Raw genomic sequence first — 21,418 nt, 5'->3', positions numbered from 1 at the left:
GACTACCGTGATCCCGCGGCTGCCACCGGCGCGGCGGCGCGGCCGGGAAGGAGGAAGGCGCAGCCGATCGTCAGGAGCAGCGCCGCGCCGAAGATGGACGTGGCCATCGTGTGCTCGCGGTTCACCACATCGGCCGCCGGGTGGTCGGTGAGGACGAGGCCGAGCACGGTGAGGCCGACGATGCCCCCCATGTAGCGCATCGTCGACGTGAGGCCTGCGGCCATTCCGCTCTTCTCGCGCGGGACGTCGCTCATCGCCGCGGACTGCGACGGCGGGGACGTCAGGCCGAGGCCGGCGCCGAGCATCACGAGCGCGGGGATCGCGTCCGTGAGCGCGCCCAGAGGCCGCATCGCCAGCAGGAGCATGCCGGCCAGGGCGAGCGAGCAGCCGGCGAGCGCCAGCGCGCGCGGCCCGAAGCGATCGGCGCCGCGCCCCGCGAGCGGCGAGACGACGACCATCGTCCCCATCATGGCCAGCAGCGTCGTGCCGACGTCGCGCGGCCCGACGTGGAACAGCCGCCCCGCCACCTGCGGCAGCTCGAAGATCGTCGCGTACATGGCGAAGTTCTGGAGCGCGATGAGCAGGCTGCCGCCGAGGAACGCGCGCCGCCGGAACAGGGAGAAGTCGATGACGGGGTCCGCGGCACGCCGCTCCCAGAGCACGAAGGGCACGAGGCCCAGCGCGCCGAGCACCGCGGCCCAGCGGAGGTGCGCGGCCTCGAGGCCAAGGACGAGCCCGATGAGCGACCCCCCCAGCAGCACCGAGCCCACGACGTCGAACCGCGGTCGCGGCGCGGCTGGCGTCACGGCCGCGGGGCGCGGCGGCGCGCCGAGGTGCGCGAGCCCGGCGGAGAGGAGCAGCACCGGGACGTTCGCGAGGAAGATCGAGGTCCACCCGAAGGTCCCCACGAGCAGCGCCCCGATCGTCGGTCCGGTGCCCGCCGACAGCCCCATCACCGCCCCGAAGGCGCCGAAGGCGCGCCCGCGCACCTCGGGCGGCAGCTCCGTGCGGAGCATGGCCGTCGCGCTCGGGACCACGATCGCGCCGCCCGCGGCCATCACGACGCGCGACGCCGCGAGCACCGGGAGCACCGGCCAGAGGTAGGCGAGCGCGGCCCCGACCGCCAAGAGGAGCTGGCCCAGCCCGAGCGCGCGCCGGTGGCCGAGGCGATCTCCGAGCTTCCCACCGGGGCTCTGCAGGACGATGTTCGTGAGCAGGTAGCTCGTCACGAGCGCCTGCCGGAGCGCGCCGGAGTCGACGCGAAGCGTGCGCGCCATCTCCGGCAGCGCCACGGCGACCATCGTGGAGTTGAGCGGCGCGAGCGCCGTCGACAGGGCGATGGCGGCGAGCAGCCGCACCGGCAGGCGCGACGAGGGCTCAGGCACGGGCGAGCTCGCCCGCGCCGTCCTGACGGTCGCCCCGGCGCAGGAGCACCACCCGGCCCTCCGTCCCGTCCACGAGGATCTCCTGGCCATCCGTGATGCGCTCGGTCGCCCCGGCAGCCCCCAGGACCGCCGGGATCCCGTACTCGCGCGCGACGATGGCCGCGTGGGAGACCGCGCCTCCGACGTTCGTCACGACGCCCGCGGCCAGCGTGAAGAGCGGCGTCCACGCGGGGTTCGTGTAGCGGCAGACCAGGATCTCCCCCGCCTTCAGCCGCTCGAACTCCCGCTCGTCCCGCACGATGCGCGCCTTGCCGCGGACCACCCCGGACGACGCCCCGATGCCGCGGAGCTCGTCGCCCGAGGCGCCTCCCGCGCCCGCCCCGAACGACCTCTTCTGCCACTCCGCGTTGACCACCCCGTACGTCGCGCGCCGCCGTCGAACGAGCCGCTCCACCTCGTCGAGCGGCGGCGCCGCCCCATCCAGCCACCCCCGGAGCTCGGCTTCCGTCAGGTAGAAGACGTCGTCGGGGCGCGGCAGGCGCCCGCGCTCGCAGAGGCGACGCGCGATCTCGGCCACGATCGCCTGCAGCGCGGAGAACGGGCGCACCAGATCGAAGTGCGTGCGCTCCCGGAACACGATCGCGCTCCGCAGCCGCTCGAGGTTGCGGCGGAACGCGTCGGGCAGACCGGGCACGAGGCGAAGCGCGCGGGTGACCTCCTCGAGCGCCGCCCGGTAACGCGCGAGCCCGGCCTCCTCGGACGGCGGCTCGGCGACGTCGAGCAGGCCGCGAAGGAGCCCCCACAGCGGCGCGGGATCCTGCCGCCACGTCGGCGCCGAGAGGTACAGACCGGTGCTCTCCCGGTGCCCGTGCTCGTCCAGGAACGCGTCGACCTCGGCCAGGTAGGCCCGGCCGGCCTCCGATTCGCGGAGGGCCTCCGGGCGCCCCTCCCGGATCGCCCCGGCGACCTCCGGCCCGGCGCTCACCGCCCTGCGCGCGAGGTGGAAGATCGCGAGGTTCACGTCGGACGTCCGGGTGCGCAGGCCCGAGACGAGGTCGCGCATGACGGTCGCCGCCCGCTTCGGTCCCACGGCGAGGGCGACCGGGACGCGGAGGGCGATGGCGGCCAGCTGGCTGGCGCTCCTCTCGAACCGCTCGCCCAGGACCGCGGTCGTGGTCTCCGTGATCCGGTCGGCGCGGCGGAGGAGCGCGGCGTCGTCCAGCGCGCGGAGATCGACCGGCGCGCAGGCCTCCTGGATCCGCTTGAACCCGTCGCCCTCCCACCACGCCATCGCGTCGTCGCGCAGGCTGGCCGCGACCTTCTGCGGCAGCCGGAGCAACCGGAGGGTGGGTCGCGCCTGCGGTGGGACGAAGATCGGGCGCCACACCTGGTCGACCCACGCGCGCTCGTCGGCCTCGTCCACGTCGAGCCCCAGGAAGCGCACCATGCGCACGAGCGCGGGGAGCGTCGCCCGGAAGCCCCATTGATCGAGCGGCCTGGGGGCGACGGGGAACCTGTCGTTGTCGTTGGCCTCGAGCAACCTCCGCTGCATGCGGTTGAGCTGCGGGGGCGGAGGGAGGGGCTCGATCTCGGCCGCGCCGAGCGTGGTGATCGGGCGCGACTGGAGGAGGTGAATGGAGCCCCCGGCGAGGGCGAACTCCACGTCCTGCGGGCAGCCGAAGTGGGCCTCGAGGCGGAGCCCGATGCGGCCCAGATCGAGCACCAGCGCGTCGCTCGGCGCCGGACGGCCGGCCTCCCGGCGGTCGCGGTCGTCGATCGCGAGGTCGTTCGTCCCGGGGCCCGCGGCCCCGTTCGGTCGGTCCGGGCCGGGCGCCGCGGCCCCGGCGAACGGCGCGCGTCGCAGGCGGTACACGTCGCCGGTCGTGTGTCCTGACACCACGGCCTCGCCGAGGCCCGGGGCGACCTCCAGGAGCATGCGGTCGGCGCGCTGGGCCACCGGGTCGACGGTGAACAGGACGCCGGCGAACTCGGCCGGGACCATGCGCTGCACCACCACGGCGATGTTGACCCCCAGGTGATCGATGCCCCGCGCCGCCCGGTAGCCGAGGGCCCTCGGGCTCCAGAGGGACGCCCAGCACCGCCGCAGCGCGAGGAGCAGCCCGTCCTCTCCCGCCACGTCGAGGTACGTCTCGTGCTGGCCCGCGAACGAGGCGTCGGCGAGGTCCTCCGCCGTCGCCGAGGAGCGAACCGCGACCGGCGGCGCGCCGAGCTCGCGGTACGCGTCCCGGACCGCGCTCTCCATCCCGGGCAGCATCGCGCCCCGCTCGAAGAGCTCCGCCGCCTCCGAGGCCGCGGCCTCCCAGCGGCTCGCGGCGAGGTGCGCCGAGAGGCGCTCGGCGAGCCCCCATGCGCGCGCCTGCTCCGCGTACGCGTCAGCGCTCACAACGAACCCGGGCGGCACGACCAGCCCGAGCTGGATCAGCTCACCGAGGTTGGCGCCCTTGCCGCCCGCCCTGGCGAGGTCGGCTCGGGACAGCTGGCTCAAGCGATGAACAAGCATCAGGCATCTCCTTCGGCCAAGAAAGGCTGCTTTCGCCGCGCCGCGCGCTCCCCGGCGCCCGCCCGCGCTCCGGGGAGCGCGCAGCGCCTCGCTCGCGCCGACAGCGTCCGCTCGACCGTCACCTGAAAGTCATTGTGACGTCACGAAGTAAGTATCATGATACTTATAAATGGCAAGGCCGCGTAACATCACCGACGCGCAGATCCTCGACGAGGCACGCGCGTGTTTTCTGGAGCACGGCGCGGGCGTCTCGACGACGCTCATCGCCGAGCGGCTCGGCGTCTCGCACGGGGTGCTGTTCCAGCGCTTCGGCACCAAGGAGCAGCTCCTGCGCGCCGCGCTGCTGCCGCCGTTCGAGCCGCCGTGGATGGCGCGCGCGCGGGCGGGCCCGGACGACCGCGACGCGCGGATCCAGCTCCTCGAGCTCGCCGAGGAGCTCTCCGCCTACCTCGAGCGCATCGTGCCGTGCCTCGCGGTGCTCCGCTCGGCCGGCATGCACGTCGAGTCCATGGCTGACCGGCGCGAGGACCTGCCGCCGGTCCGCGCGCGGCGCGAGGTGGTCGCGTGGTTCTCGCGAGCGATCGACCGCGGCCTCCTGCGCCCGGTCCGCCCGGAGCACGCGGCCGACCTCTTCCTCGGCGCGCTGCACTTCCGGCCGTTCCACCAGCACCTCTCGAACCAGGGGTTCGATCGGTCCGAGGGCCAGGCCTACGTCACGTTCGCGATCGACGCGATTCACCGGACGCTCGCGCCCGCGGCGGAGCGACCGTGACGCGCGGCCCCGTCACGCCGCCGCGCCGGCCACGCCCGGCAGCAGCGACGGCCAGCTCCGCGGCGGCTTGAACCGGTGGGTCGGCGCGGGCCCGTCGACGATGTGCTCTACCTCGTCGAGGTGACTGCCAGGGAGCAACACCCCGCCCAGCGACTCCCGCACGAGCGGTATCCGCGCCGGATCGAAGCCCATCACCTGCGAGGCGATCGCGTCGACGAGGCCCGGATCGAACCCGCCGAGCAGGAGCCCCGCGTGCACGGGCGTCGCCCCGAGCGGCCCTTCGCCCTCCCCCGCGACGATGCCGTCCACGATCGTCAGGTACCGCCGCTGCGGCTCCCCGCGCAGCGCGCCGCCGCGGTCCGCGAAGAACAGGATGCGGTTGAGATCCAGGATCGTCCGCCAGAGCGTGTTGTTCCCCTCCCAGCTGCCATCGATGACCTTCGGCGGCGCCCCGAGCCGCGGCGCGCGCGCGACGAGCGAGTGATCGCCGGGGAGCGGGAACCGGCTGAGCTTGTTCTCCACCGCGTCTCCGAGACCCTGAGGCCGATCGAACTCGTCGCCGCCGACCGATGGATCACCCTCGGTGAAGTGCGGGAGCCAGTACTTCTCGTTCGTCAGGCCGATCACGCTCTTCAGCGAGAGCGTGATACCCGTCTTCTTGTGCGTCTTCAGCTTGGGGAGGTTGATGACGACATCCGCGTCGAGGAGCGTCTGGGGAATGCTGTACTCGTGCCGTTGTCCTGCGTGGTGCGGCACCGGCGTCGCGTAATGGCTGCGGTGGAAGCGGAGCGCGGCGCCGCGCGGGGCGCCCGCGGCGGCGAAGAAGCTGCTCGAGCCCAGATCGACGACCCGGTAGCCCCGCGGATCGCCGGGCAGGCGGCGGCGGAGGAGCAGGCCGAGGTTCCAGGAGCGGCCGAAGCGGCGCACGTCGTCGAGCGCGAACACCGGCGCGACCCGGAAATACCGCAGGTCGATGAAATCGACGTCATGCCCCTGGGCCCTCAGGTGATCGATGACGTCGAAGATGCCGAGCGGGCCGGCGACCTTCTCGATCTCGCAGCCCTCGACCGGGGAGTCGACGACGCGCACGCTCCCGCGCGGGCCGGCGGCGCGGAGCGCGTAGTCGAGCACGGGCCGGAGCAGCGAGCCGTGCGTGCTGGAGGCGGCGAGCCGCTCGCCCGTGATCTTCTGGTGGAGGTTCTTCGAGGAGACGAGGTTCGGCTTGACGACGACGCGGTCCCCCGGCGCGATCAGGTCGCCGAGCGGGTTCCACGCGGGCGTGCCGGCGCGGGCCGCGTCGAGGCCGAGCCGGCGGAAGAGCGCCTCGACGGCCTCGTAGACCGGGCTCGGCGGGCCGTAGGGCGCGCTGCCCCCGTAGCCCACGCCCGGCCGAGAGACCGTCACCACGCGGCGGCTCGTCGCTGTCATCGGGAGCCCCCGGTCAAGCGTCCGGGCCGCTCAGGCCGGACGAGAGGATCTCCGCCGGCGCGGCGCGCTGGAAATCGACGTTGAGGCGCGAGACGCTCGCGAGGTGCTTGCCCGTGCGGACGAGCGCGATGTCGTCGGCGAACTCGACGTCGATGCGCATCCGCTCGCCGAGGTGATGGCGGAACGTCGCGAGCACCTCGTCCAGGACCTGCTGCGAGAACCGCCCGCCCTTGACCACGCGGAACGTGATGGCGTCGCGCTCCTCCTGCACCACCTGGAAGCGCTTGATCGCGTAATCGAACTCCTTGAGGTAGTGCGCGAAGAACGTGCCGGGCAGATAGCGCCCGTCCGTCCCGCGGATGATGGACTGGACGCGCCCCTCGATGCGGCCGACGCGCGGCGCCCCGCGGCCGCAGGGGCACGGCGCGGACGGGGACATCGCCTCGGCGAGATCGCCGATGCGGTAGCGGACGAACGGCATGCAGAAGTTGTTGAGATCGGTGATCACGACCTCTCCGATCTCCCCCGGCTCGGCGGGGCGCCCGTCGCGCAGGACCTCGACGATGTACCCCTCGGCCACCACGTGGTGGCCCTCGTGCGCGTCGCACTCGTACGCGATGCCCGAGAACTCGCGGCTGCCGTACTTGTCGAAGACCTTGCAGCCGAACGCCTCCTCGATGAGCCGGCGGCTCGGCAGCGGCAGCGTCTGGGCGCTCGACATGATCGCGCGCGGCCGGGCCGCGACCTTTCCGGTGCTCTTGACGTAATGGGCCAGGAAATCGAGCGCCTCGGCGTAGCCATCCATGAGCACCGGCCGCGCGCCCGCGATCCTCGCGATCATCTCGCCCAGGTTGTCGTCGGAGAGCTCGAAGATCGGGATGAACGTCCGGTTCGACAGGACGGCGTCCGCGCGCTCGCGCGCAGCTTGCCACTTCGTCATGCCGATCGTCTGGTGCCAGAGCCGCACCGTGGGGTCGCCGAAGCGGTAGCCCGTCCACTCCTGCGCCCGGAGCGTCGCCGCCCAGCGGAACTCGAGCTGAGCCCGGTCCGCGTAGCAGACGAAGGGCTCGCCGGTGGAGCCGCTCGTCGTGATCTTGAGGACCTGCGACTTGTCGTGGTTCTCCGACATGATGTCGAAGTAGAGGTGGCGCCGGATATCCGCCTTGGTGAGGAACGGCAGCTTGTGGAGGTCTTCCTGGCCGCGGATGTCCTCGGGCCGGAGCTTGAGCTCCTGCATGCGAGCGCGGTAGTAGGGCACGTTGCGGTAGCAGTGGCGGAGCAGCCGCCTGAGCTTCTCGTCCTGGAGCTCGCGGGTCTGCGACGGCGTGAGCCACTGCGTCCTGCGCAGCGTCTCGTAGTAGTGCTCGACGTCGCGCGTGATCATCCAGTGGGTGTGGTTGAACGCGGCCAGGTACGCGCGCCACCTCGCCGTGGAGAGCGGGTCGCGCTCCGGCGAGCGGTCGACAACCGGGTTGCGGCGGAGGTACTGAGTCGCCACGTCCGGCGGGATCCGGTCCACGCGGTACTCCCACGCGGCCTTGCCGAGATCGTAGAACGATTTGACCACGGCGCGCGCCGCGGCCTGGTCGAGGAAGGAGACGCCCTGACGCCGCTGCTCGAAGAGCGTCTCGACCTCTTTGTACGAGTAACCCTTGGCGTGGGCGGCGACCAGGATGAAGGACTGCCAGTAAAAATAGCTGCCCTTGTACGTCAAGAGATCCTGGAACACCTCCCGTGCGCACATCACGAAGCCGCTCTTGTTGTCGTGGAGCGACATGCCGAAGGTGGTGTTCAAGAGGTGGTTCAGCCCGCGGCTCAGGTGGTACCGGCGGTCCCTGCGGCGCCCGACGGCGCTCCGCCAGCCCTGGACGACATCGACGCTGTGCTCGTAGAGCTCGCGCCGGAGGCGCAGGAGGTCCTCGGGCTGGTACTGGAGATCGGCGTCGATGGTGGCGACGAGCTTGCCGCGCGCGGCGGCGGCGCCGGTGCGCCACGCCGCCGTGATGCCGCGGTTCTGCGGGTGGAAGCACCCAACGACGAGCCCCGGGTGCGCGGCCATGAGCGCGCGGATCGTCGTGGCGGTGCCGTCGGTCGAGCCGTCGTCGACGAGGATGAGCTCGCCCGTGAGCGCCCCTGCGCTGAAGACGCCGAGGATGCGGTCGGTGAGCTCGGGGATGTTCAGCTCCTCGTTGAGACAGGGCACGAGGACGGAGAGCTCGATCGGCGCCGCCGGAGCGAGCTCGGTTCGGGGTTCGGACATGGTGTGTTCGCCTATCTTGCCTTGAAGGAGACACCGCAGCAGGGCGAGGGGCGCGCTGGGCGCTTCGGGCGCTCCGCGCGCGCGGGAGCGATCACCGGGGGACGCAGCGGAAGCACGCGCGGATCGGCAGCGCGCCGTGCGGCGCCGCGCGGCGCTCGGTCACGCGGAAATGGCGGTCGAGGAGGCGGCCGAACTCGTCGGGGGTCCACTGGTGCAGGTGGTAGGCGTCGCCGCCCCACTGGATGCGATCCCGCAGGAGGTAGCCGACGGGCGTGCGGCGGACGATGCCCTTCAGCCGCCCGATGAGCGGGTCGTTCGGCACCGTGATCGCGGCCACGCCGCCGGGGCGCAAGAGGCGCGCGATGGCCGCGAGGACGGCGGCGGGCTCGACGGTGTGCTCCAGGACCTCGGTGCAGACGACGCGATCGAAGCTCGCGGCGGGGAGGTCGAGCTTGTCGACCTCGCCCTTGAGGAAGCGGGCGTCGTAGCCCGCGAGGTTCTTGCGGGCGGTGTCGAGGAAGACGTCGGAGACGTCGATCGCCGTGATGCGGGCCCGCGGGAACATCCGGAGCACGTGCCCGCCGCCCGAGCCGACCTCCGCGAGGTCGAGGCCGGCGCAGTCGCCCAGCATGCGGCGGATGATGGCGAGCCGCTCGCGCTCGATGAGCCGGATCGGCAGCGGGGCGCGGTCGTAGTAGTCGTCGATCGGGTGCTCCCGCGCGAGGCGGTCGTTCAGCGCCTCCACGTCGATGTCGCCGGCTGTGTTCGGCATGGCGGCCCCATAGCACGGGGGCGCCGGAGCCTCACCCCGGCGGCGGCCCCGCGCCCGGCGATGGGACCGCGCGGTCATCCGCCGACGTGAGCGTCCGGTCGACAGCGGCTCCCTGGTCGCGTGAGAGGCCGCTGACGGTGCAGTGGGGCGCGCATCCAGCTCGTCCGCCGGCAGACGCTGTTGAGCGCCCCCGGACGCATCACGCGCGCATCACGCGCGCATCACAGGAACGCGCGCTGGTTGCCGCTGCGGGCGGAAAGAAAGAGGAAAGATCGCTGAGACACTCCTTGCCGTTGGTGCCCCAAAGGAGTAGCTTGGGCCCCTCACGACGTCACTGGCTCTCGACACGATGCGTTCTCTCTCCCTCCACGCGAGGGAGATCGTTGCTCGCGCGGATGACTGGACGACGCACCGTGTGCCTGCGCGGGTTCGCTGCGCGGCACGCTTCCGTTCGATCCGCGACGGCTTCATCGAACGGCAGGCGAAGAGCGCTCACGAGCGCAGCTGCAAGCCGTGAAAGTAACGTGTCATGGGTAATCGTCTCTACGTCGGCAATCTCTCCTACAGCACCACCCGCGAGTCCCTCGAGGCCGCGTTCGCTGGCAGCGGCGAGGTCCGCGAGGTCTCGATGCCGACCGATCGCGAGACCGGCCAGCCGCGCGGGTTTGCGTTCGTCACGATGGGCTCGGCCCAGGCGGCGAACAGCGCCATCTCGCAGCTGAACGGCATGATGCTCGATGGGCGCTCGCTCAAGGTGAACGAGGCGCAGGAGCGTCCGGCTGGCGGCGGCGGCGGCGGCGGCGGTCGCGGTCGTTACTGATCGCTCCTTCGTCGAGTCGTAACAACGCGGCGGGCCATGAAGGCCCGCCGCGTTTATTTTGTCTTCGAGACGCCCGAGCCGCACGCCGGTGCGCGCGAGCGCCGCGCCAGGCGAGAGGGCCACTGGACCCTGGGGCCGCTGCACGGCGCCGTCGTGAGCTCGTGCGGCCACCGCCACGGCGACTGCAGCTTCAACGACGACAACGACGACGACCGCTCGCGCGACACGCTGGCCCTCGATAGCGTGACGCTCGGCGAGCTCTCCCAGAACAACCGTCACAAGTCCTCAATGCGCCCGAGCTTCGCGGTGCGCTGGTTCCAGGTCGACCCGAGCTATCAGGTCGCTCGCCTGGAGCCCGCGGCCGCGCGCGCCGAGGGGTCACGGTCGTCTCTGGCCGCTGAACCCTGAAGCGCAGGATCGTGAAAAAGCCCTGCATCGACGAGATCGACCCCTGGCTTATCAACTTTCGTGGTGCCGCGGCTCGTTCTCTGGTACATGATGACGCTCGCGCAGCGAAAGCTGATTGCGAAGTTGATAGCGATGCCGCCTGGACCCGTTGGGCTCGAGCGACAGGCAAGGCCATAAAGAGCCGCTCGAGGCAGCTCCTGCATGCACATGCGGAAGCGCGCGCCCGGCGTGCCTTCCGCGTCCATGCGGCTGAGCGCAAGGAAAGTGGTCGCCATGAAAGCGTGTTTATCGCGGGTCGTGGATGGCGTGGAACAGAGGCTCTGCTGGCGCTTCCAGGTGCACGGGAGGAGCGAGGCCATGTACGAGCCGGCGGACGGCCAGCATGGTCCGTTCGATCGCGACCGCCAGCGGAACCTCAAGTTCGGCGAGACGTTCCAGCGGCTGGACCGCTCGGGATCTCCCCGGAAGTACGATGGGCTCTTCTGGCAGCCAAAGAGCTCGATCGCGTGAGAGCTTGGACCGTGACGGCCGGGAGCGAGGACAGCAGCCAGCTCCGGCAGGACACGGGACCGTGAACTTGTCGCCGAGCCAGCAACCGAGTCGTGCAAACACAGCCATGTCTATCTCCCAGAAGCCCGTCACCTCCGCCACCTTGCTCGCCACCGCTGCCCACCTCAACTTCCGCGCGACGTCCCGCGACCGGAGCGGCTCGACGCTCGGCGTGCTCGTCAACGCGTCCGGCGCTCAGCAGTACCTCGTGATCGCCTCTGGCGGCGCGGAGGGCACCTGGACGCTCGCGAGCGAGCTGCCCGTCGGCCTCGCTCCCTTTCTTCTCTACGAGAGCGCCGCCAACGTGCTGCGCGGCGGAAGCTTGAGCGAGGACGGGAGCATCTCCTTCCATGGAGCGCTGTATACGATCGAGTCATCGGTCGACGGCAGCACCCGCGCAGCGAAGGTGAGCGGCAGTGTTTGAGCGCTGTCGCGCTTGGATGCCAATCCGAGGATCTGGTCCAGCGCGGTTGCAGCGCTGAGGGCCGAGCCCGGCTCCCATCAAGGCTCGACGCGGCACCTCGCGCTGCACCCGTCGCCAGCCGCCGTGTTGCCGTCATCGCACGTCTCGAGCCCCGCGACATCGCCGTCGCCGCAGACGATCGCGGGATCGACGAGCGCGCGGCGCAGCTTCAGATCGCTGCGCAGGGCGCCCACGTGCGCCTTGAACTCGCTCAGGTCGCCTCGAGTCGCGGCGCCGGCGCCGGCCTCGCCGAGCACCTGCTCCGCCCGATCGATGGCCGCGAGCACGGCGCCCTCGTCCCACGCCGCGTTCACGATGCGGGCGAGCTCGGCGCGATACCGCTCGTCGAGCGCCGGGATCTCCCGGATCCGGCGCGGGAGCACGGCGACCGGCTCCGTCTCGGTGTCGAAATGCGGGTCGTCCAGGATGCGGTCCATCCCGTGGGCGATGAACACGAAGCGCCCGTCGACCGGGTTCTCGTAGAGGTAATAGTTGTTCGCCCGGTAGGCGTAGCCGTCCCAGTGGCCGAGCAGCGCCTCGAGGGCGTAGCTCGTGAGGAACCGATCCAGGTCGAGGCGCTTGCTCACCTCCGCCGCGAGCTGCTCGTCCGGCGCCTCCTGGATGGCGGCGGCGAGAGACCGGAGCTCTGCCCCGCCGCCGTCATCGCCGCCGTCGAGCTCCACGGCGTCGATGTCCTCGGCGAAGTCGCCGCAGCACGGGCCCTCGTAGAGCGCGCCCTCGTCGTTCACCTCGCCGAAGTGCAGCCGCAGGAACCGCTTGTCGATGGCCTCGGTGACGACGTAGATCCCCCTGTCCACGCCGTTGACGCTCACCACCGCGTGCGCGGTGCGCGCCGCGGGCACGCCGGCGCGGTCGTGCAGGTCCTCGCCGATCTGCTGGCGAAGGAACGTCGGGTCCTGCTTGGAGTTGTTCAGCAGGAGCTTCTTGAGCCCGTGCAGGTTCGCCTCTTCATCGAACTCGTCGAGCTTGACGCTGAAGCTCGGCTTCTCGGACAGATCCACGGCCGAGTTGCCCTTCTGCCGGATGCCAGCGCCGCTGACGACGTCGCCGTCGTAGACGATGGTGCACGGGACGCGGTTGTCGAGGTCCGTGCGGAGCTGCCCCAGGTGGGCCTCGTCGATGGTGATCGCGATCTCGTGCAGCGCCGTCCGATCGAAGACCACGCCGCTGCCCGGGTCGAGGGGCACACAGCCACCCTGGCTCGCCGCGACGAGCGCGAGGACCGCGGATGCATGAAGGGATCTCATCGTTCCCGCTCTTCCCGCTCTACCGCTCCGCATCGCTCCCGGGCTCCGTGTTCCGGCCATGGTGGCCCGCCTCGGCGGGGAGCCGGCCGCCGACGGCGTGGCGGAGCTCGCCGACCGCGGTCCAGTAGCGGCGCACGAAGCGCAGCAGCCGGAGCTCCAGGCGCACGCGGCGCTCGTCGACCTCGAGCGCCCGCCCGACGTCGACGTTGCGGCCCTCGATCGCCCGCTGCGCCTCGGCGCCCGCGCGCTCGGCGGCGGGGTTCATCCGGCGCCGGAGCTCGGTCACGAGGGCGCGGGTGGCCTGCGCCTCGCTCAGGCTCGTCCGCACCTCGCGCGTCACGAGCTCGACCGCGGCGCCGAGCGCGCGCTGCTCCGCCTTGCGCGCCGTGTCCGCCGCGACGGTGGCCGCGCGGTGCGTGTCGAACACCGGCAGCTCGATCGCGAGCCCGAACGTCCACCCGAGGCCGAGATCGTTCTCTCGCCGGAAGTCGTAGCCGACCTCGACGAAGGAGAGCCAGGGCCACCGCGCGGCGCGCTCGGCCTGGAGCGTCGCGTCCGCCGCGTCGCCCTGCGCGGCCGCGAGCTCGATCTCGGGGCGGCGCTTGAGCGCGAGCTCGACGGCCTGCGCCTCCGTGGGGAGCTCCGGGGGAGGCCACGCGCTCTTCGGCGCGCCGAGGAGGCGCACGGGCACCGCGGGATCGAGCCCCATGCGCGACAGGAGCGCGGCGAGCGCCGCGCTCCGCTGCGCGCGCAGATCCACGCCGTCCTGCTCCGCGTCGACGGCGGTGAGCTCCGTCATCGCCTCGTCGACCGCCGTCGTCCGCGCGGCCGCGAGCTGCCCCTTCATCCAGGTGGCGAGCGACCGGCGCGCCTCGGCCACCGCGTCGGCGGCCGCGATCTCGGCGTCGAAGAGGAGCACCTCGTCGAACAGCGACCGGATGTCGGCCTCGAGGGCGATCTCGATCTCGCGCGCCTCGGCGAGCGCCTTGGCCTCGTCCACGCGCGCCTCCGCGACGTTCGCGTCGACCTCGCCAGGGCGGGTCACCGGGAAGCGGAGCGCGGTGCTCACGCGCGGATCGCGCTCGCGGATGCGCTGGAGCTCGATGTTCGTGATGCGGAGCTCCGGGTTCTCGAGGTGGTCCTCCGCGTCGACCTGCGCCGCGGCCGCCTCGGCGCGGGCGCTCTGCGCGGCGAGCTCGGCGCTGTGGTCCCTCGCCCAGGCGACGGCGTCCTCCACGGTCATCGCGATCGGCCCCGCGCTGGACGCGCCCGGACGCGCGCCCGGGCCCGCGCGGCGGAGCGCCGGCGCGCCGGCGGACGCGCGGCCCTCGCGGTAGAGGGCGATCGCGCGGTCGGACGCCGCCGGCCTCGGCGGGGAAGAGCAGCCCGAGAGGGCCGCGCAGAGCACCATGACGGGGATCGCCGCGCGGCGGCGGCGCTGGCTCACTGGCCCCACGAGATCTCCTGGAACGAGGGCGCGGCGGCGTCGAACACGATCGTCAGCGCGCCCGGCGTGAGCGACGGTGAGATCCCCTCGGGCTTGAGCCCCGGGAACCGCTGGACGAGGCGCGGCGAGAGGACGCCGCCCTCGGGGCGATCCACCCGCCACAGCGCGCCGGCGTCGCCGTCCGCCGTCGAGGGCGTGGACGTCATGGCGAGCGCGCCGTCCGGCATGAACACGAGCTCCGAGATGCCGCCCGGCGTGGGCTTCCCGGCGACCTCCACGTCGACGCGCGCGCGCGCCCACAGCGAGACGCGGGCCGCGTCGAAGCGGATCGCCTCGGCCGCGGTCCGATGCTTCTTCTTCGCGCTCGCGGCCTCGACCGCCGCGGCTCCCTCGCCGCCGAACAGCGCGCTCGGGGAGCCGACCCGCCAGATCATCGCGTTGCCCTGCGCGTCGAGCGGCGCCTTCAGCCCGAGGTACAGGGCGCCCTGCCGGAAGGCGAGGCCCTCGATGTCGAGCGCCCGCGTCCCCTCGGGGAGGCCGAGCGCCGCGGCCCGCGAGGGGTCCGCGTCGAGGACCTCGGCCAGGTGGATCTCGCCGTCGACGCGGAAGCCCTGGCCGTCCTGGCGGAGGCGGAGGAGCGCGGTCCGCTCCGACTTGCGCTTCCCCTTCTTGCTGTAGCTCTGCGACGACAGGAGGTAGATCTCGCCCGCGTCCCCGGCCGCGATCCCCTCGACGTCGTTCAGCGCGTCGACGCCGCTCACTGGCACCGGATCCGCGGCGACGGCGCCGCCCGCGGACATCGCGAAGAGCCACGGCGCGCCCTCGTTGTTCTGCTCGTGGCCCGTGTCGTCGCTGACGAGGAGGTACCGGGACTCGCCGGGGCGCGCGAGCACGCCCGACGGCTCGAAGCGCGTCCGGCTCGCCAGGGTCGGGGGCAGCTTCATGGGGGACTGGGACGCGACCGCGCCGGCCTTCGGGGCGGCGCCGGCCTTCGGCGCGGTGGTGGTGGGCTTCGGCGGCGGCTGGGCGGGGGCCGCGCCGCGGCGCGCGTCGAACGTGATGTCGAAGGCCTGGCCGGGGACGAGCGCCATCGGCGCGTCCAGCGAGATGGTGACGACGCGGCCCCACGCCGGCATCTCCGGCGTCGGCCAGCAGCGCGGGGGGAGCTGGGAGACGAGCGGCCCCACGGCGACGACCGTGCCCGGGATCGCGTCGCCGAGCTGGCCCCGGATGTAGAGCTCGGCGGCGTCCCCGTCGTTGACGCCGAGGGCGAAGCGCTCGGGGACGCAGGCGACCGCGCGCGCGCCCGTGCGCGCGCTCAGGAGCTGCACCAGGGGCATCCCGGCCGGGACCACGTCGCCGGGCTGCCTGTCGATGGAGATGACGCGCCCCGCGTTCGCGGCGCGCAGCACGTAGCTCGCGCGCCGCTGCTCGAGCATCGCGATGTTCTCGGTCGCGACGCGCACGTCGGCGTCGAGCTTCGCGGCCAGCCCCGACGTCCGGTCCCGGAGGCCGTTCCGCCGCCGCTCCGTCGCCTTGAGCTGCTCCGTGAGGACGCTCAGCGTCCGCGGCTTCTCGCTGGCGATCGCCGTGACCGTCGCGTGCTGCAGATCGAGCTTCGTCAGGTCGTCGAGCACCGCCTGCCGGTTCTCGATGAGCTGCTTCATCCGCGAGATCTCGCTGTCCAGCACCTTGGCCTCGGCGACCGCCCGGCGCTGCTCCTCGCGGTGGACGGCGAGGTGGCGCTCGACCGTCTCGCGGTTCGTGTCGAGCTCCTGCTCGAGGACGGCGAGCTCCACGTTCAGATCGGCCTCGACCTGGGTCTTCTCCGCCTTGGCGACGGCGATCTCGGCGTCGATCACCGAGCTGTCCAGCGTCGCGATGATCTGCCCGGCCTCGACCTCCTCGCCGACGGCCACCTCGATGGAGGCCACCCGGGCGGTCTCGACCGGCGAGAGCACCTCGGGCAGCGCCTCCGCGTAGCCGAAGACCCGCCCGCCCGGGCCGCTGCCCACGTGGAGCCACAGGGCGGCGCCGAGCGTGAGCACGAAGGTGATCGCGGGGGCGGCGTCCTGGAGCGCCGAGCGGAGTCGCTGGTAGCTGTACATCGATGATCCTTGCGCGGTGATGACGACGGCGGCTGTGTCAACGAAGCGAGAGGGCCCACGAGGGCGTGACCGACAGGCGTCCTCCGCGATGGACCTCGGCCGCTAGAGATCCAGCGTCGGCTCCTGAAGCATGAGAGAGACGTCCTGCACGCCCGGGATGGCCTGGAGCTTCGCGACGAGCGCCGAGCGCAGCTCGGGCGCGAGGACGGTGATCTGGTAAGCATGCTCCATCACGGTCCCCTGCGCAGCCTCCCGGAGGGTCACCAGCGAGAAGGTCCGGCAGTGAGCGCGGAGCACCCTCGCGAGCGCGTCCTCCACCTCGGGCACGGCGGGCGCGGTGAAGCGGAGCAGGCCATCCGGCTGTCGTCGCGAGCCCCAGCCGGTGAAATGGAGGAGCAAGGTTCCGGCGGCGAAGATCGCGGTCCCGCCGAGGGCCGCGCCGACCGCCTGGAGCCCGCAGGCGATGCCGACGCCGAGCGCCGCGAAGACGAACATGACGTCGCGCGGATCGCGCATGGTCGTGCGGAACCGGACCGCGCTCAGGCCCACGGCGACGCCGATGCCGGCGGCGATGCTGCTGCCCACGGAGAGCATCAGCATGCAGGTGATGACGCTGCCCATCGCCATGCTGTGCACGGATGAGCGGGAGTAGGAGAGCCCGCGAAATGTGGCCATGTAGACGAGCGCGACCGCCTGGCCGAGCCCGAACGCCAGCAGGAGCGCCACGACCGCCTTGCGGAAGTCCATGGCGCTCCCCTGGGTGACCCATCCGAGCCAGTCTATCACGGCGAGCCGCTCTTTCCGGGGGCGATCGCCGGGCGCGGCGCGCGCTCATCTCCGTCCACGTGATCCACGTGATCCACGTGATCCACGTGATCCACGTGATCCGCGCGCGTCTGCGTCACGGCGCCTCGGCGGCGGCGCCGCGGCCAGGGTAGGGGCGCGCTTGCTTGATGTAGAGCGTCGGCGGCTCGTCGGGGTTCGCGTCGTCGTCGTACTTGAACTCCACGTCCATCGCATACCACCCGTCGTTGCCGCTCGCCGGCCCGTACGCGGGGGAGAACCGCTCGTGGATGGCGTCGAGCGCCACGCCGAGCTGATGGACCTGCGCCGTCGAGAGGACCGTCTGGCCCTCCGGCATGAGGCTCGAGTGCGTCAGGTAGGTGACCGGCTGGTTCGGCTGGTTGAAGAAGTAGAGGAACGCGTCGTTCGTCACGCCCGCGGGCGGGGCGACCACCTCCACGTCACCGCCGCTCTGCACGTTGACGTAGAAGGCGGGCTGGACCCCTGCCGTGTCGAACGGGTTGTTGGTGATGGCCACGCCGTTCGCCTCCTCGTCCGGGAAGTTGTGGTGCACGAGCAAGGCCATCCCGATGGTCCGGTGGTCGATGCCGTAATAGGTGCGCTCGTCGAAGGTGCGGAGCTTCCAGGCGCTCGCGTAGGTCTTGCGGACGGCGTCGAGGACGTCCTCCCAGTCCGTCGGATCGCCGGTGTTCGAGTCGTAGCAGCCGGCGCACGGGAACCCGTCGAGATCCTCGCTGTTCGTGCTGGTGCGGAAGCGGATCGGGTGCCCGGCGTACTCCGCCTCGATCTTCGCCCTGAGGAGCTCCTGGAGCTCGGCGTCGACGGGCGCGGTCTTCATGGCGTCGCGGAGCGCCTTCAGCTGCTCGTCGCGGGCCGCGGCGTCGGTGGCGAACTTCGGGTCGGCGAGCATCGCGTCGATCTGCTCGTAGAACCCGTTATCTTTCATGAACTGGTCATAGTAGTACATCGGGATCGAGAAGGCCTTCTGGATGGGGACCTCGGGGATCCTGGCCAGGATGGAGTAGTGGGCCGACTTGCCGCCGAAGGCGAGCACGGCCTTCTTGATCGCGTCCCGGAGCGGCTCGCCCTCCGGCGGATCGGGGGTCACCTCCTCGATGTCGCGCAGATCGGTGACCGTCAGATCCATCTCGGGGAGCGTGACGGGCGTGGGTTTGTGCGCCTCCCAGAACGCCTCGGCCTCCGCCTCGGTGACCTCGCGGACGCTCCAGGACGACGGCCCCGCGGTGAGCTCGACGAGCTTGTCCTTCAGCGCGAGCAGGTCGGGGTGGTTCATGGCGTTGCGCAGCCCCATGTTGGGGGTGCGCCGGTTCTGGGACAGCACGTTGACGTGCGAGAGCGGCGTCTGGAACTGCTCGGTGATGATCCCCTGGACGACCGAGATGTCGTTGGGCGCCTCGTCGAGGACGACGATGTCCTGGTGGGACAGGTACTCCGTGGCGAGATCCGCCGCCTTCGCGAAGTGGAGCCGGCCCACCGCCGTGCCCAGCGAGAGCGGCTGGTAGTCGATCCCGGCGTAGAGCTCGCCGGTGCTGACCACGGGGATGTCGGAGGGGAGCTTCTTCGCCTCGGCCGCGACGGCCTCCGACGTCGGGTGGAAGGCGAGCTTCGCCCCGAAGAAGGAGGCCGCCTTGACGGCCCTGAACAGGGTGGCGATCATGTCCGCGGACGCGGTGTCGTAGGGGGAGAGCTCGACGGCCCACACGTCGGGGCCCTCGTAGTGCGTCACCGCGCCGAGGACGAAGCGGCGATCCGGCGTGAAGTACTCGGTCGCGTTGAACTCGCCGAGGGGCGGGACGAGGGGCAGCGGGTCGCCGGAGAGGTGCGATGACACGAAGTCGTAGTGGATCAGGTAGAGAACGCTGTTCTGGAAATACAGCGCGTTCTGATCGGCCTGATCCAGCACGACCTTGACCGACCGCGCGCCGGGCAGGCTGGCGTCGATGGGCACCGAGGCGAGCGCCTCGAAGTCCGCGGCGCACCCGACGCGCTTCAGGAACTCCGTCGATTCATCGGCGTTCTTGCGTTCGCAGACCTCTCCGGTCACGCCGGGGTCGTCCGTGCCGCCGCCGCCGCACGCGCCCGGGAGCGCCGCGGCGAGCAAGGCGAGCGTGACGATCGACGTGATGCGAGTGCCTTTGTACATGATTCCTCCTGAGACAAGTAAGCTGACCGCGCAGCGGCGCGCGCCGGTCATCCCGCGTCAATCCCGCGTCAAGGTGTCAAGGTGTCAGGGCGTCAGCGCGAAGCAGTAGAACCCGCCGTATCCGCCGCCGGACCCGACGGTGACCGTGCCGGGCAGCGGCCCCCCCTGCTCCAGGAGGTTGATGCCCGGCGCGCACCCGGCCTCGTCGAGCGACGACATCCAGTTGGCCATGTTGATGTTGCCGCCGGGGCCGGCGCCGGTGCTGCCGCCGCCGGTCGGGAAGCCGGCGCCGGTGCTGCCGCCGCCGGTCGGGAAGCCGCCTCCTCCGAAGTTCCTGGGCCACGAGTGACCGACGCGCGGCCTCCCCTCGCTCGTGTCGCCCGACTTGGCCGTCCAGTCCTTGCAGGTCGCTGTCGCGCTGTAGAGCTGTCCCTTGTCGTTCGTCCCCGTCAGCATGTCGTGGTTGTCCACCTCGGGCTGGCTCGGATCGGGCTGGTGGTTGGGGACGCCGTCCTCGTTCGGAAAATCGTCGATGATCGCAGGGTCGGCCGCGGAGGGGCGGTCGTTGAGCAGCTCCTCCTTGTTGTTGGCGAGCAACCGGCCGAGCCGGTCGTACCAGGGACCCTCGCCGATCCGATCGATCGCGTTGACCTGCTTGCCGTCCTCCCCTGCGACGGCGCTGAGGAAGGCGCGCCACTGCTTGCCCCCGGCGCCGGGCATGCTCTTCTCGGCGATGGTCGCGCAGATCTTGTCCGCGCCGCGGAGCCCGGCGCCGGCGCCCGTCTCTCCGAAGCGGAGATCGCCGCCGAAGCCGTCCTGGGAGCCCGACAGCTCCTGCAGGGCGACGAGGCTGGTCACGAAGAAGCTGAATTTCTCGGTCGTCCCGCCGGAGCCGGACGAGGTGGTGGGGTCGCCGGAGCTGGACGAGGTGGTGTTGCCGCCGGAGCTGGACGAGGAGGAGTTGCCACCGGAGCTGGACGAGGTGGTGTTGCCGCCGGAGCTGGACGAGGAGGAGTTGCCACCGGAGCTGGACGAGGTGGTGTTGCCGCCGGAGCTGGACGAGGTGCTTGTCGAGTTGTCGCCCGAGCCGCTCACATCCGAGTCCGAACCGGAGCAGCCGACGCCGACCACAGGGGAGAGCAGCGCGAGGGTGAGGGGCAGCAGCAAGGGGCGATAAGTGCGTGTCATGGTCTCTGTGTCCTTTTCCTTGTTAAGCTAGACGGTCGGCCGCGCCGCGGATCGGCGAGGCTCACTTGCAGGTGAGATCGCTCTGGCAGGTCTGGCCCTCGGGGCACTGCGAGTCGTCGTTGCACGACGTGAGCCCGGCGATCATCACCGCCTGCTCGATCTGGGACGAGACGACCAGATCGACCCGGCCGGGCGGGATCGTCGTGGAGCCAACGGACTTGCGCGTGACGATGATCGTCGGGAAGCCCGCGACGCCGAGGTCGAGGAGCTGCTTGACGAGGGATGCCGGGACATCGAGCGAGCCGGTGTCCTCGACGTTGCACTCGATCATCCCCTTCGTGCCCCCGTGATGGCTGATGTCGAGCTTCACGTGGACCCTGGCGATGTCGGCCTGCCCCGGCGGGGTCCACTCGAGCTGCAGGGGCTGATCGGGCTCGAGCGCTATCGTCTCGTTCAGCAGATCGAGGGGGCTCACGCCCTTGGCCTCCACCGTGAAGGCGCTGAAGAAATCGCCGCTCGCCTCGAAGCGGAGCACATCGCCCTCGTCGACGGGCGGGTAGAGGAGCTTCACGCCGGCGGGAGGCTGGTAGTTGTTCGCCGTGGGGCTCATGACGAGGGACGCCTCGCCCGACTCGAGGTTCAAGCCGGTCACCGTCACGTTGCCGGCGCTGTGCGCGGCGGGGTAGGGTTGGCACGTGTCGTCCTCCACGCAGACGGCGCTGCCCCCGCAGGGCTCGTTGCAGAACGGGACGCGCGGCGTGAGGAGCTGACAGCCGCCCTCCTCGGTCTTCACCTCCCAGACGAGCTGCGCGGGCGTGGGGCCGTCGTAGATCTTCCCGATCACCGCCGTGCTGCCCGCCGCGCCCGGCTCGGCAGAAGGCAGCGAGCGCACCTGGAAGGCGCCGACGAGCTTCGTGGGGTCGCCGGTCGGTTCACCCGACCCTGTGGAGCCGCCGGAGCCGCCGGAGCCGCCGGGGCCGCCGGCTGAGCCCCCCGAGCCCGACGTGTCGTTGGGACCACCCCCGGAGCTCGAGCAGGCGAGCGACACGAGGGCCACGACC

Annotated in this window: 18 protein-coding genes; 5 read left to right on the top strand and 13 right to left on the bottom strand. The window is 71.7% G+C overall.

Annotated features, from left to right (window positions below):
* Window positions 1–2 precede the first annotated feature (2 nt).
* Together WMF11_RS43820 and WMF11_RS43815 are read right to left on the bottom strand one after the other, a co-directional pair.
* Window positions 3–1,385: an MFS transporter gene (locus WMF11_RS43820; RefSeq protein WP_437974995.1), complete on the bottom strand. Its 1,383-nt coding sequence runs from the start codon at window positions 1,383–1,385 to the stop codon at window positions 3–5.
* Complete coding sequence (locus WMF11_RS43815) at window positions 1,378–3,906, bottom strand: PEP/pyruvate-binding domain-containing protein (RefSeq protein WP_437974994.1); 2,529 nt, start codon at window positions 3,904–3,906, stop codon at window positions 1,378–1,380. Before WMF11_RS43815 ends, WMF11_RS43820 begins: the two co-directional genes overlap by 8 nt.
* A 169-nt stretch (window positions 3,907–4,075) precedes the next feature.
* Here WMF11_RS43815 and WMF11_RS43810 point away from each other — a divergent pair, with 169 nt between their 5' ends.
* Entirely contained in the window at window positions 4,076–4,678 is a 603-nt protein-coding gene (locus tag WMF11_RS43810; protein WP_437546368.1) for a TetR/AcrR family transcriptional regulator, read from the top strand.
* Between the two features lie 12 nt (window positions 4,679–4,690).
* Here WMF11_RS43810 and WMF11_RS43805 read toward each other — a convergent pair whose 3' ends face one another.
* From WMF11_RS43805 to WMF11_RS43795, 3 genes are all read right to left on the bottom strand, one after another.
* The gene (locus WMF11_RS43805) at window positions 4,691–6,106 is read right to left on the bottom strand and encodes a DUF362 domain-containing protein (protein WP_437974993.1); all 1,416 of its coding nucleotides are present in this window, start codon (window positions 6,104–6,106) and stop codon (window positions 4,691–4,693) included.
* 13 nt (window positions 6,107–6,119) lie between these two features.
* Window positions 6,120–8,366: a glycosyltransferase gene (locus WMF11_RS43800; RefSeq protein ID WP_437974992.1), complete on the bottom strand. Its 2,247-nt coding sequence runs from the start codon at window positions 8,364–8,366 to the stop codon at window positions 6,120–6,122.
* 91 nt (window positions 8,367–8,457) lie between these two features.
* Complete coding sequence (locus WMF11_RS43795) at window positions 8,458–9,138, bottom strand: methyltransferase domain-containing protein (RefSeq protein WP_437974991.1); 681 nt, start codon at window positions 9,136–9,138, stop codon at window positions 8,458–8,460.
* Window positions 9,139–9,667: 529 nt separating this feature from the next.
* Between WMF11_RS43795 and WMF11_RS43790 the strand changes: the two genes are divergently transcribed.
* The 4 genes from WMF11_RS43790 (at window position 9,668) to WMF11_RS43775 (ending at window position 11,339) form a co-directional block, all read left to right on the top strand.
* Window positions 9,668–9,958, top strand: a complete 291-nt coding sequence (locus WMF11_RS43790) for an RNA recognition motif domain-containing protein (RefSeq protein ID WP_437546361.1) — start codon at window positions 9,668–9,670, stop codon at window positions 9,956–9,958.
* A gap of 36 nt (window positions 9,959–9,994) precedes the next feature.
* On the top strand, window positions 9,995–10,366 hold the full coding sequence (locus WMF11_RS43785; protein WP_437974990.1) for a hypothetical protein: 372 nt from the start codon (window positions 9,995–9,997) through the stop codon (window positions 10,364–10,366).
* A gap of 273 nt (window positions 10,367–10,639) precedes the next feature.
* A complete protein-coding gene (locus tag WMF11_RS43780; protein WP_437546357.1) occupies window positions 10,640–10,876 on the top strand; it encodes a hypothetical protein in 237 nt (78 codons plus the stop codon).
* A 106-nt stretch (window positions 10,877–10,982) separates the two neighbouring features.
* Window positions 10,983–11,339: a hypothetical protein gene (locus WMF11_RS43775; protein ID WP_437546355.1), complete on the top strand. Its 357-nt coding sequence runs from the start codon at window positions 10,983–10,985 to the stop codon at window positions 11,337–11,339.
* Window positions 11,340–11,416: 77 nt separating this feature from the next.
* Here the strand turns inward: WMF11_RS43775 and WMF11_RS43770 are convergent, their stop codons facing one another.
* The 8 genes from WMF11_RS43770 to WMF11_RS43735 all read right to left on the bottom strand — a co-directional run bounded on the left by WMF11_RS43770 (window position 11,417) and on the right by WMF11_RS43735 (window position 21,414).
* Window positions 11,417–12,646, bottom strand: a complete 1,230-nt coding sequence (locus WMF11_RS43770) for a CotH kinase family protein (protein ID WP_437974989.1) — start codon at window positions 12,644–12,646, stop codon at window positions 11,417–11,419.
* A 19-nt stretch (window positions 12,647–12,665) separates the two neighbouring features.
* Window positions 12,666–14,102: a TolC family protein gene (locus tag WMF11_RS43765; protein WP_437974988.1), complete on the bottom strand. Its 1,437-nt coding sequence runs from the start codon at window positions 14,100–14,102 to the stop codon at window positions 12,666–12,668.
* Complete coding sequence (locus WMF11_RS43760) at window positions 14,090–16,201, bottom strand: HlyD family efflux transporter periplasmic adaptor subunit (protein WP_437974987.1); 2,112 nt, start codon at window positions 16,199–16,201, stop codon at window positions 14,090–14,092. Before WMF11_RS43760 ends, WMF11_RS43765 begins: the two co-directional genes overlap by 13 nt.
* 102 nt (window positions 16,202–16,303) lie before the next feature.
* The gene (locus tag WMF11_RS43755; protein ID WP_437546347.1) at window positions 16,304–16,987 is read right to left on the bottom strand and encodes a DUF4956 domain-containing protein; all 684 of its coding nucleotides are present in this window, start codon (window positions 16,985–16,987) and stop codon (window positions 16,304–16,306) included.
* Entirely contained in the window at window positions 16,984–17,106 is a 123-nt protein-coding gene (locus WMF11_RS43750; RefSeq protein WP_437974986.1) for a hypothetical protein, read from the bottom strand. Before WMF11_RS43750 ends, WMF11_RS43755 begins: the two co-directional genes overlap by 4 nt.
* Window positions 17,103–19,169: a PEP/pyruvate-binding domain-containing protein gene (locus WMF11_RS43745; RefSeq protein ID WP_437974985.1), complete on the bottom strand. Its 2,067-nt coding sequence runs from the start codon at window positions 19,167–19,169 to the stop codon at window positions 17,103–17,105. The genes WMF11_RS43750 and WMF11_RS43745 overlap by 4 nt, the downstream gene beginning before the upstream one ends.
* An 84-nt stretch (window positions 19,170–19,253) precedes the next feature.
* Window positions 19,254–20,357, bottom strand: a complete 1,104-nt coding sequence (locus tag WMF11_RS43740) for a hypothetical protein (RefSeq protein WP_437974984.1) — start codon at window positions 20,355–20,357, stop codon at window positions 19,254–19,256.
* Window positions 20,358–20,418: 61 nt separating this feature from the next.
* Window positions 20,419–21,414, bottom strand: a complete 996-nt coding sequence (locus tag WMF11_RS43735; protein WP_437974983.1) for a hypothetical protein — start codon at window positions 21,412–21,414, stop codon at window positions 20,419–20,421.
* Window positions 21,415–21,418: the final 4 nt, after the last annotated feature.

This window comes from Sorangium sp. So ce295, assembly GCF_051527405.1.
GTDB classification, from domain to species: domain Bacteria; phylum Myxococcota_A; class Polyangia; order Polyangiales; family Polyangiaceae; genus Sorangium; species Sorangium cellulosum_B.
This window is presented reverse-complemented; position numbering and strand designations above follow the sequence as displayed.